Source organism: Paenarthrobacter sp. C1 (genome assembly GCF_049315185.1).
Taxonomy (GTDB): Bacteria; Actinomycetota; Actinomycetes; order Actinomycetales; family Micrococcaceae; genus Arthrobacter; species Arthrobacter nicotinovorans.
Genome location: NZ_CP186054.1, coordinates 18840 through 29310 on the forward strand (window position 1 = coordinate 18840; position 10471 = coordinate 29310).

The 10471-nt window shown below is 62.7% G+C and carries 10 protein-coding genes; all 10 read right to left on the reverse strand.

The annotated features are described in order from the left end of the window. Positions 1–121 precede the first annotated feature (121 nt). The gene (locus ACNAOU_RS25675) at positions 122–589 is read right to left on the reverse strand and encodes a single-stranded DNA-binding protein (protein WP_397388739.1); all 468 of its coding nucleotides are present in this window, start codon (positions 587–589) and stop codon (positions 122–124) included. Positions 590–698: 109 nt separating this feature from the next. Next, positions 699–1574, reverse strand: a complete 876-nt coding sequence (locus tag ACNAOU_RS25680) for a hypothetical protein (RefSeq protein ID WP_397388738.1) — start codon at positions 1572–1574, stop codon at positions 699–701. A gap of 344 nt (positions 1575–1918) precedes the next feature. Next, positions 1919–2317 carry a hypothetical protein gene (locus ACNAOU_RS25685; RefSeq protein ID WP_397388737.1) on the reverse strand — a complete coding sequence of 133 codons (399 nt, stop codon included), beginning with the start codon at positions 2315–2317 and terminating at the stop codon, positions 1919–1921. A gap of 3 nt (positions 2318–2320) precedes the next feature. Further along, positions 2321–4141, reverse strand: a complete 1821-nt coding sequence (locus ACNAOU_RS25690) for a type IV secretory system conjugative DNA transfer family protein (RefSeq protein WP_397388736.1) — start codon at positions 4139–4141, stop codon at positions 2321–2323. Between the two features lie 5 nt (positions 4142–4146). Continuing rightward, the gene (locus ACNAOU_RS25695; protein WP_422759311.1) at positions 4147–5709 is read right to left on the reverse strand and encodes a conjugal transfer protein TraC; all 1563 of its coding nucleotides are present in this window, start codon (positions 5707–5709) and stop codon (positions 4147–4149) included. 121 nt (positions 5710–5830) lie between these two features. Continuing rightward, the gene (locus ACNAOU_RS25700) at positions 5831–7501 is read right to left on the reverse strand and encodes an SCO6880 family protein (RefSeq protein ID WP_397388734.1); all 1671 of its coding nucleotides are present in this window, start codon (positions 7499–7501) and stop codon (positions 5831–5833) included. Positions 7502–7555: 54 nt separating this feature from the next. Next, on the reverse strand, positions 7556–8626 hold the full coding sequence (locus ACNAOU_RS25705) for a hypothetical protein (protein ID WP_422759312.1): 1071 nt from the start codon (positions 8624–8626) through the stop codon (positions 7556–7558). Between the two features lie 12 nt (positions 8627–8638). Further along, positions 8639–9022 carry a hypothetical protein gene (locus tag ACNAOU_RS25710; RefSeq protein WP_422759313.1) on the reverse strand — a complete coding sequence of 128 codons (384 nt, stop codon included), beginning with the start codon at positions 9020–9022 and terminating at the stop codon, positions 8639–8641. A gap of 23 nt (positions 9023–9045) precedes the next feature. Beyond that, positions 9046–9669, reverse strand: coding sequence for a hypothetical protein (locus tag ACNAOU_RS25715; protein ID WP_422759314.1), 624 nt, complete (start codon positions 9667–9669; stop codon positions 9046–9048). A gap of 154 nt (positions 9670–9823) precedes the next feature. Beyond that, positions 9824–10462 (reverse strand): hypothetical protein, encoded by a 639-nt coding sequence (locus ACNAOU_RS25720; protein ID WP_422759315.1) that lies wholly within the window; start codon positions 10460–10462, stop codon positions 9824–9826. Positions 10463–10471: the final 9 nt, after the last annotated feature.

Sequence of the window (10471 nt, forward strand, 5' to 3'; positions counted from 1 at the left end):
CATAACGTGGGTATGTCCACGGGGAAGTCAAGTCAGGAAAAAAGTTCAGGGGCCATTGAGCTGACAAGGCCGTGGCCCGCCACCAGGATGGTGACGGGCCATGAAGGGCGTGGGCAGCAGATCAGGACCTGGTCAGACCCCAGCGGGCATCGACTGATGCTTGATCGGCAGTGACCGGAACATCCACACCCGCCGCTTGGGCCTGGGACGGCTGGGCCGTGTTCGGTTCGATCCGGACAGACGCGAATTCCAAGGACGCGGAAACGTCATCAGCCCAAATCCGGTGGTTTAACCCGGGAGAACCGTCCTTGGCCACGTACGGGACGGGTTCATAGTTGCCGGCAACGGTGACCCGGTTCCCCTTTGCCAGGGACGCCATAACGTTGTCTCCGAACCTGGCGTTCTTTACCGCGACGTCGTAAAACACGGTCTCGCCGTCCTTCCACTCACTCGCGGACCGATCAAAAACCCTGGGAGTATCAGCGAGCCTGAACGTGGTCAGCTTTCCCGAGGCAACAGCACGCTGTACCGGATCATCGACCAGGTTCCCGGTCGCCGTGTGCTTACCCAAACGAGGACTTCCTGTCATGACATGCTCCTTCGTGTGCTGGCTCACCCTTGTGGCAGCCGGTACTCCCGTATTCGCTGCGAAGAAGCTGTCCCGTATGTGACATACGTGTGTGGCCCTAGGCGGCTGTTCACCGGCCTTCTGTGGTGTCGCTGTTATGAGACAGCAGCTGCTGGTTCTCGGGTTCCTGGGCGGGGGTGTGTAGGTTCCAGTTCTCGGGTTCATCTGCGGGGGTTGTTTCCCAGTGATGTGCCGCTGCTCCGTGGAGGGTGTGCCGGGTACGGAAGGTGGCGGTGTCGGCGCCGGAGAGCAGGGTGGTTCCGCTGAACTCTGCCGCGGTGTGGCTGGCGGCCCCGCCGATGAGAAGTTCTCTGCCGGTGATGGTTGTCCCATCGGCGGCTGTGGTGACGGGCCTCCACCGGTGCGCGGTTTTCCCGCGGGGCAGGTCGGTGGTGGTGGTGATGCCGTCCTTCGTCCGCACCCACGCGGCCTGGTCATAGGTGAAGGGCAGGTCCGGTTCGTCGGCGAGGTGTGTCTTTCTGGCGTTGCACTGGCGGTTGGAGACCATGTCGGCAAGCCGGGCTTTCAAGGCTTGGACATGGGGGTGCCAGGTTGTCATGGGCGCCAGGCCGGGCATGCCTTCGTCCCAGGCTTTGTACTCGGCGCACATAGCGGCGTAAAGCTCGGCAGTCAGGTCGGCGTGTTCGTACCAGCAGGGCGTGAGGTGGGAGGTGTTGAGGTTGTATTCGCGGATGAACCAGTCGACCCATTGCCGCAGCACGGTCCAGGCTTCGGCCCGGTCGGTAATGTCAATGTCCCGCCAGCGGATTCCCATCCATTCCGGTGGGCCGGCGTCGTCGAGTTCGTCCTCGATGTCAGCGGCAATGAAGGCCGGCAACCCATCAGAGGATCCCGCGGCGTCGTTCCACGCGTCCCGGGTGTCGTCGTCTTCGTCGGCGTTGAATGATTCGGTCTTCCAGGCCGTGTCCGAGGCTTCGTGGTTCATGAGTGGCTCCTTCGACTTGAGTACTTAGGATTCGACTAGAGGGGCGGCGTTTGGTCGTGGCGCTCAGGCGATAACTGCGGTGGTGAACCTGGTGAACACTGCATTCAGACCGGCCCGGGCGGCGCCGGGTGCGCTGTGGGATCGCATCCAGTTGTGCACGGCTGTGTGGCACATCGGGCACAAGAGCACACCCTCCCCTGGTGCTTGAGTGCAGTCTCGGAGCGGGTAGAGGTCGGTGTCCAGGGCATGATGCTGCAGCCGTTGGGAAGGTTGGGAACACAGCCAGCACGCGGTGGTTTCAGACGTGGAGCCGTTGGGCGTGTCCGGGTTCGGGCCCGTGATGGTCATGATGTTCTCTTTCGGTGTTTGCGGGCCAGAATGGCAGTGATGACAGTGGTGGCGCGGCGACGGTCCCAACCCCAGTAGTCGGACCTGCGGTCATCGAGGATTCGGTGCAAAGCTTTGTGGTGGTCTCTGCAGTACGGGAGCAGGTCAGCGTGGGGTTCTGAGGCTTTGAACGTCCCGTCCGGGTTGATGTGCACCCCGGCGTAGCTGGTGTGGTGCAGGTCCAAGGAGCCGGCCGCTGTCAGGGTTTGTTGACAGACCTGGCAGGCCGGTTCGGTTCCGGCCCGCCGGCAGTCCCTGAACCAGCGCTGCCGCCGCCACGCCCACGCACCGGAGCGGAGGTACCCGGTGTAGGCCTGGCGGTCTTTCCCGGTCTTGCGGGCCAGCGAGTAGCCCACGGATCAGCCCGGGACTTCTTCTTTGGTCCGGCCTTGCACGGGTGCGGAGACCTTGTCCTTGGTCAGTTCCTTGAGCAGGTCGTCACTGAATTCCTTGATGCCAGCCTTGATCCTGTCAGCGTCGGGACGATCGGTCCAGCGGGTCATCTTCAGCAGGAAGGGCCTGCCGTTGCGCCCGAAGAACAGACCGTATCCGAACGGGATCCGGCGAAGTTCCGCGACGGTGAGGACGTCCTTTTCGCGTTTGTTCACGGAGAAGGAGGATCCCTCGGCGGTGTGGGTCTCGGATTTGTCCTTCACCATTCTTGGTCCGAGGAGTTTGACGAACGCTTCGAGGTCCTTGTCGTTGCCGGATCCACCGAGCTGGATTTTCACGGTGGCGGAATCGAACACGGCCTGGGCTTCTTCAGCGCCCCAGCCGCCGCGGGCCTGGGCCAAGGACTGCAGGACAACGAGCGAGCTGATGCCAATACCGCCGCCGTCGGACATGAGGGTGACCAGCCCTGGCCAGGACGCGGTGATGTTCGCGATTTCATCGAGGACCAGGGACAGGGGTGGGTCCAATCGGTTTCCCGGTAGCCGGATGGCCATTTCACGGGCGGTTTCGGTGATTTCGTCCATCATGGCTACCAGGAACGGGGCAATGGCCCCTCCCCCGGTTTTGGTCCCGATCAGATACAGGGTGCCGCGTTCGAGCAGGAACTTCTTCGGTATCAGTGCCTCTTCCGGGGTCGCTGGATTCAGGGTCTCGCGCACCTCCGGGATTGCCAGGCCTGAGAGGGCTCCCTTGACGCCGAACCAGTTCGAATCCCGGGACTTAAGGTCTCCGTTGAGTACCGATTCGAGGCTTTCGGCCCACCCCAGGGCCGCGTCGGGGTGGTCTTTGAGGATCTTCACGGCTGCCTGCGCCGTCGCTGGAGCCGCACCCCACAAGAACAGTTCATCCACGCTGAGTCGGCCGAGCGCGCAAGCGTGCAGGAGCGCCTGCAGGATGGACACGGCCGCCGCCGCCCATTCCTGGTTGGAACTGGACTTACCCAACCCGGAGGACCCGATCAGGGACGACGCGCGACGAGCGGCAATCATGGGGCGTTCGCAGCCGGTGATCGGTGACCACTTCAACGTTGACTTCGCCCCTGTGAGCCCTTGCGGGTCAAAGAGGGTGGTGGGTCCCAGCTCGCTGCGCAGCGCCTGGGTGGCGGCGTAGTTGTCGGCCCGCGTGGAGGTGGTGATGCACGAACCGGGGGCGTCCATGATGGCCGATATCAGCAGGTGGAAACCCTTGCCGGAACGGGGAGGACCAACCAGGACGATGGATTCCTCGCACGAGGCCCGCACAGCCAGGGACAGGTAATGGCCCAGCTGGATCGAAATGTCCTCGACGATGGGGTGGTCGAGGGTGGGGCGGATGCTTTTGGCGCGTTCGAGGATTTTCTTCACCCCCACCGTGTTCTTGACCTCTTTGGCCTTGGCGAGCCCGTCGCGGGTCATGATGTCCCGGACCAGATACTCATCGGACTGTCGCCAGTCTGAGAGTAGTTTCCACACAACGACGGTGACCGTGATTGCGAAGACCAGCAGGGTCACCATCCAGAAAACCACAGCACCGGTTTCGGCGGTGCAACCGCTGGCGGTGACCCCGTACGCGGAAGCGTCACCCGGGCGGGAGGGGTTCAGGAACCCCAACGGCGATAGGATCGTGGCCGGGGTTGTGAATGACCCGCACCGCACCAGGGCGGCGAGCTGCCCGGGTAGGTAGATCAAGTACAGCAATAGCGCCACCATTGCCGCGGCGAGGACGGCCATCTGTGTCTCTTTGTCCATGGCTTTCATGCGGCGATGCCCCCCATTTTGGAGTCGGTATCAAACGGCCGGATTTCGGCGGTGGTCCTGATGTTGCGGACGTTGATGGCTCTCCGGCCGACTTTCCACAAGCCGGTGCCTTGTTCGTTCCGGCGGACTTCCTTCAGTTCGGCGTCGGTGAGGCCGAGTTCTTTCTGGGTCGTGGCAAGGTTTGCCGATTCCTGCCGGTAAATGACCTTCACCTCGGTGTCTCCGAGCAGTGACCTGGCCATGGCGGCCATAGCCGAACCAGCGTCCCCGGCAATGTCCAGGTCTCCGAGTTTGTGGACGATGAGGATATTGAAAATGCCGTAATCTCGGGCCAGTTTCCATGCCTCCACCATCCGGGTCAGGGAGGCCTGATCGGAGATCGAATCCCAGCCCTCTTCGTAGACGCAGAGGCGCTGCCCGGAATCGGCGTTGGTGACCATTGATTCGGCCCATGATCCGGTGCAGGCGTAGGCGACCTTGCGGGCTTCCGGGGAGGCCCCTGACAGGGCTTTGGTGTTTACGGTGATGATCGGGGCGTCCGGGTCGAACACGACGGTGGTGTGCCCGTCGAACATGCCCCGCAGGTCACCTTCGGAGCAGCGACGGTACCCGTGTTCGAGGCGTTCGGCGGCTTTCCTGGTTTCATCGGAGAACTCCGTCGAGGCAGAGATGCTGTGCAGCTGCTTGGTGAAGTCCGGCAGTGTCGGCGCTTTCTCCCCTGCGATGGAGACAGCAGCGTCCAACGCTGTGGACATAGCCGTATGCTCGGCCCCTGCGATGGGCCGGGCCAGCAGGATCGCACCCACAGCCAGAAGAACGTTCAACCGCCGGGCACGGACGATCATTTCCCACTTCGCATTCGTCATTGGCTCCCCGTCCGGGTCCAGCTTCGGCCGGATGCCCTCATCGAGAGGGTTGATACGGGCCTTCTGGCCGGGGCCGACCTTGATCGTCAGCCCGCCCAGGAAGGCTGCGACGGCGTCCCACTCCCCCTTCCGATCCGCCAACACGAGCGCTTTGCGGCCCAACAGAACGAGCCGGGTAACCAAGGATTTCGCACATGTGGACTTCCCCGTGCCCACAGCCCCAAGCAGAATCATTGACATGCCCGTAATCACCTTTTGCCGGTACAACTCCCAGGGGTCGAACACGAACGCCCCGCCCCCGAAGACGTCATCGCCGATGTAGGCGCCCTCATGGCCCAGCGAGGCTCCGGAAAGGAACGGGTAAGCCACTGCCATGCTGAACGCCGTCTCCCTGAACGGACGCTGCCCGGGTTTAAACGAGAGACGCAGGTTGTTCCTTCGGGCCTGCCCCTTGCCCGGATAGGCCCGTTCCGGAAAGCCTTGAGTGTCCAGCGCCTGTGAAACAACGAGTTCATCCCTGACCCGGTGCAACGCTTCACGCTGTGCTCTGCGGGCCGCCCTGCCACCACCGTGAACATCCATGACACTGGCCTTACCACCGGCGGCTCCGGCATCCAGGCTCAACGTGCGGCCGACGGCTTGGCGGGCGTACCCCCACACGCGCCCGATGGGCGTCTTCGTCTTGGATTTCATCGGATGTTCCTCTCAGGGTTGGTTTTGGTGCCCGAAGGGCGCTCAACCGGTGACAGACGAGGGGTGCCGCGCATGATCAGCGGATCGTCCGCGCCCGCCGGGGTGGATGGAGACGCGCTTTTCATAGCAGCCCTCGTCCCAAGGGCATGGTGGCAGAGACAAACCCTTCGGCCTGCTGGCCGTACATGCAGCGAAGTTCCAGCTTCGCTTGGGCGGCAGCGTTGCGGATTGTGGCCGAGTTCTGTTCCAGTTCGTGCTCTTCGGTGGCGGAGACGGTGATGTAGGCGCCGATCCTCAAAGCCCCGTATCCTTCGGCGAGTTGGGTTTCGCGGTAGCTCAGGTCGCGGCCTTCGAGGACCTGGTTCAGGGACACTGGGCGGCCGAGCTTTTCCTGGACTGCGATACCTGCTTCCCAGTCGGCCTTGCCTGTGCCGATCTCCTTGTTCGCTTTCTCAATCGGGTAGGGCCTGGCTATCAGGGTCACGGTGTGCCGGAAGTCCCCGGCGAAAATCATTCGCCCCATGAATCCGATCGGTGCCCGTTTCCTGGGCCATTCGGACACCCACCAGGTGCGGTGGATTCCGGTGTCGGTCCGCAGCTCACGCCAGGACGGGATCATGGCCATCGGCCCTGCCGAGGCGGGGGATACCCCGGCGAACTCGCCTGTGCGTTCACTGATTTCCAGGGCCGATGCCGGGTCCGAAGCTCGGCGGATTACCGAGGAGAGCTCACGCAGGTTCATCCATTTCCTGACGGACGCGCCGGTATCGGCCAGCACGGTCGTGATCGCCCCGAGGGTGTTCTGCGAGGCGTCCATGAACCCACCCAAACCGCCGCCGGCGGTCTTGGTGACCCGGTCCAGTTTCTTCTGTGAGAGCACCACGACGATCCAGCTCTCGTGCTCCTGGATGCCTTTGCCGTTCGCGACCAGGTTCTCGTAGGCCTGGGAAGCGAACGGGTTCAACTCAGCTGCGGAGAGGTGATCCACCGGCTCACCCGAAGCGTTTCCTGCCGGTGCCGTGGCTGCCTTGGCACGGTAGTAATCACGGATCTTCGCACCGGAGACTACAGAGGTCTGGTCCGTCATTTGCACGAACTCCACGCCCTCCTGTGCGGACAGCGCCGTCAGCGCTGCGGAGAACGCGTCGATCCGGTTGAACTGCTCATCCTCGGACTCCAGACCGAACGCGTTCTCCGTCCTGATCTGCGCAGCGAGGATGCCGTACCGGTTTACCGGATCGTAGACAAACGCGGTCCCGTCCTCGAGTTCATAGCCAAGCAGTTCGGCCAATTCGCCCGGGAGCATGAACCGTTCCGGCTTCCCCGGAACCACCCGCCCGGACTTCGGATCGCGAGTTGACCTGTACCCAGGCGCCCCCGTTCCCGGCACAGCCTCTACGGACTCCGTACCCCCGGCGTGTGCATGGGTCTCCTGTGTCTCGTCCAGGTCCGGCATGGGTGGTGCGTCGGCTCGGACGTCGGCGAGGTATTTACCGTGTCCGGCAGTTTTTCTTGCCCGGATGCCCTGCCACAGCTTCGTCCACTGGATCAGGGACCGGCCGGCGTAGCGGGGCAGGAACAACACCCCACCGACGACGACGATGGCCAGGCAGATCAAGGCACCCAGCGGGAATCCGAACGCGAACACGAACACGATCCCGACAGCGACGCTGATCCCGAACCAGATCAGCTGGTGTGCCTCCAAACCCAGGACAATGCCGCGTTTCTCGGCCCGCCCGTACCGGACCCGTTCCCAGTCCAGTTCCTCTTCTTCGAACAGTCCTACACTCACGTGAGGTTTCCTTCCCTTCGCGGATTCTCGATGCTTTCTTGATTGACGGTCCGTTTAGCGGCGCAGCAGCCTGGCCGGTGCCCGGATGACCTTGGATGCGGTGCGGGTTGCTCCCCGGACAGCGCCGCCGCCATGACGCTCCAGGCGGCGGCCGCCGCTTTGGGCGAGTCCGGATCCACCGCCGATGATCCCGTCCCCTGCAGAACCGGTCAGGAAGGACGCGAACTTCATCGACGCCAGCGGCATGACCGCTGCCATGCCCATCGCGATCAATCCGGCGACAAACTGCCATTGCGAGGTTGAGGTCGTGGAGACCAGCATCCCTATCTTCAAAATCAGTGCCGCCAGTGGTTTGGACAGCAGCAACGCCGCGGAAGTGGAGGCGAACCCGGACATCAGCCCTTTCGCCGCGCCCAGTGGTTGGGACATGACCGCGACCGGAGTCAGGGATGCCAGCACGATCAGGGCCATGAGTCGGAAGACCATGAACCCGGTCAGAATGAACGCCATGATCCAGACCAGCAGGACCATTAGCGCCGGCAGCATTACCGCTCCCGGGTTGCCCTGGTCTTTAGCCATGGCCCACTGCTGGTAGTTCTCATCGAGCAGGACCTTGTTAGCCGTCGGGTCCCAGGACAGTCCGAATAGGCCCATGATCGTGCCCACGGCTTCGTCCTCACCCCCAGTCCCGGCCTGGAGGATCATCACCGTGACGTTGTCCCCGACAGTGATGAGCAAGTACATGATCCCGGCTACCACATACGTCAACGGGATCGCATAGATGGCGGCCGCGACAGCTCGAATCATTCCCAATGTGGACTGCCGGAAGACACTGATCACGACCTGAACCACAGCCAAGATGACCAGCACCGGGGCCATGACCTGGACCAGCAGATTCAACATCCCTGGGTGTACGACCTCCGTCGTGGCTCCACCAACATGGGTACGTACGGTACCTCCGACCACGGTCACCCACCACGACGCGTTCATGTCCGTAGATGAGAAGGCCCCGGCCAGGGTCTGCCATGCGTAGGTTGCCATTCCCTCAATGCCCTGGGCGAAGAACGACTGGATATCCTCCGCCGGACCCAACGGCACCATCCCTTGCACGGTGGTAGGGATCATGTAAGGCACGGCCTAGCCCACCAGCAGGCCAGCGGCGCTCAGGAAAGAACCTGCGGTTGCCGGTGCAGCGGCCGGCGGGGCAGCTGGGGCGATGCTGATCGTGGTTCCCCACATAATGAAACCGGAAACACTACCGATCACCGCCGCGCCGACCAGACCCCAGACCAGGATCATCCAACCAGCGGACTGCGCGGACTGCATCTGCCCGAGCTTGCCTGCGATGGCAAGCACGATGCCGATGATCACGATGATCACCGCGATCACGATTGCGGACACCATCACCATGCCCGCAACATCCCGCAGCGCAGTCATCCACGGGGCAGTGTTGTTCGCCTTCACCCCAGGGTCGATCGTCTCGACAGGTACAGCAGATGCAACGTGGACAAAAAGGTTCATGGTTTTTCCTTCACTCATTGGATTCACTTCACGCACTCGGACTTGTTGGAGGGATCAAAGGAGGACGGTACGGGTCGGGTAACTGACCCGGCCGTTACCAGTTGGCTGACGGTTACTTTCTTGCACGGGTCAGGTTTGGTGTTTCCCGAAGTGCAATCCGGACCCTTCGGTGTCCACCGCACAGTGGTGAAACCGGCGGCGTTGATCGATTTCGCGTTCTGCTCATCCAGCAGAGCGGTGATAACAGCAGCGTCTTCATCTGGTTTCTCCGCAGTGTGGGTAACTTCGGACGTGCAGGTGGATTTGGCGGGGTTCTTGGTCACGTCCACCACTGGTGGCTGCGCGGCGGAGGGCATCAGGTTTGTCCCGCCGATCCCGGACCCAAAAATCACCAGACCGCCCACCGACCCCAAGATGGCCCCGGCAATCACGGCACGGCCCATCCACCCCAAAGCGCCGGACTGGGCTTTGGTGACCTGTCCGATCTTTCCGGCCAGCCAGATGATCACCGCCGCGATCGTGGCGATCACCACCAGCACAATGCCCGAGACCAGCACCCAGCCTCCGAACTGCCGCAACCCCGCCAGCGGATCTCCCGCGGCACCTGTTTGCGGTTCCAAAACCACAGTCATTGCCCTGACGAGCATGAAATCCTCCTCCCACCGTCCCGCGGTTCGGGACAGCCTTCGCAAGATGTTTCGCCCCAGGCATGAGTGCGTGCATGTCAGATCTTCCGGGCATGCAAAAGGCCCTCCCCGACGGAATCGGGAAGGGCCTTGGATCGCGGAGATCAGTGCGTGACTAGCGTTTGAGTTCTTTCGGGCGAATCAGATCGATCAGCCACGGTTTGCCCGCGCCCTCACGGTAAAGCTGGACCCGGTAGTCCCCGTCATTGGTGGGCAGTGTTGCCCAGACCCAGTACGGATTGGACCGGTCAGAATCCAAGGTGGCAATCGCCAGAACCTCAGTGACCGGAATTTTGTCCGGCTGCACGTTCGCCCACGCCTGCTGAGCCTTAGGTGTCAGGCAGCCGTTAGCCATGGTGCGTTTCCAGTCCTCTGCACTACGGTCCTTCAATGCGAATAACCCGAGACACTCAGAGGCGACGCTGATGGCTCCCTTTTCCGCGGCCGCGTCCCACACCGGAACGTCCGTTACGACGCCTTGGCCGAGCATGGGCGGTGGCTGGTTCGCCACACCCGTGCCTTCCTTCAGGTCCGTGCTGGTCGGGTCCTTGGGCGCAGGACCACCGGAACCACCAATCGCTGAGGTGTCAGCCGCGGGTGAGGATTCCGCAGTAGCAGGCGCGGCGAAAGACTCTTCCACCACCGGCGCCCCGCTACACCCTGCCAGCAAGAGCCCGGCAATGAGCGCAGCGGTCGCTGACAATACAGGCCGGGCTGACCACTGGTGTGTGCCGGACGCGGTTCGTTGGGTCATTGTTCTCTC

Bases quoted from the DNA above. Each gene is read 5' to 3' on its own strand.
- ACNAOU_RS25710 (WP_422759313.1), bottom strand. From the start codon at position 9,022: ATGAACCTTTTTGTCCACGTTGCATCTGCTGTACCTGTCGAGACGATC.
- ACNAOU_RS25715 (WP_422759314.1), bottom strand. From the start codon at position 9,669: ATGCTCGTCAGGGCAATGACTGTGGTTTTGGAACCGCAAACAGGTGCC.
- ACNAOU_RS25705 (WP_422759312.1), bottom strand. From the start codon at position 8,626: ATGATCCCTACCACCGTGCAAGGGATGGTGCCGTTGGGTCCGGCGGAG.
- ACNAOU_RS25695 (WP_422759311.1), bottom strand. From the start codon at position 5,709: ATGAAATCCAAGACGAAGACGCCCATCGGGCGCGTGTGGGGGTACGCC.
- ACNAOU_RS25690 (WP_397388736.1), bottom strand. From the start codon at position 4,141: ATGGACAAAGAGACACAGATGGCCGTCCTCGCCGCGGCAATGGTGGCG.
- ACNAOU_RS25675 (WP_397388739.1), bottom strand. From the start codon at position 589: ATGACAGGAAGTCCTCGTTTGGGTAAGCACACGGCGACCGGGAACCTG.
- ACNAOU_RS25720 (WP_422759315.1), bottom strand. From the start codon at position 10,462: ATGACCCAACGAACCGCGTCCGGCACACACCAGTGGTCAGCCCGGCCT.
- ACNAOU_RS25680 (WP_397388738.1), bottom strand. From the start codon at position 1,574: ATGAACCACGAAGCCTCGGACACGGCCTGGAAGACCGAATCATTCAAC.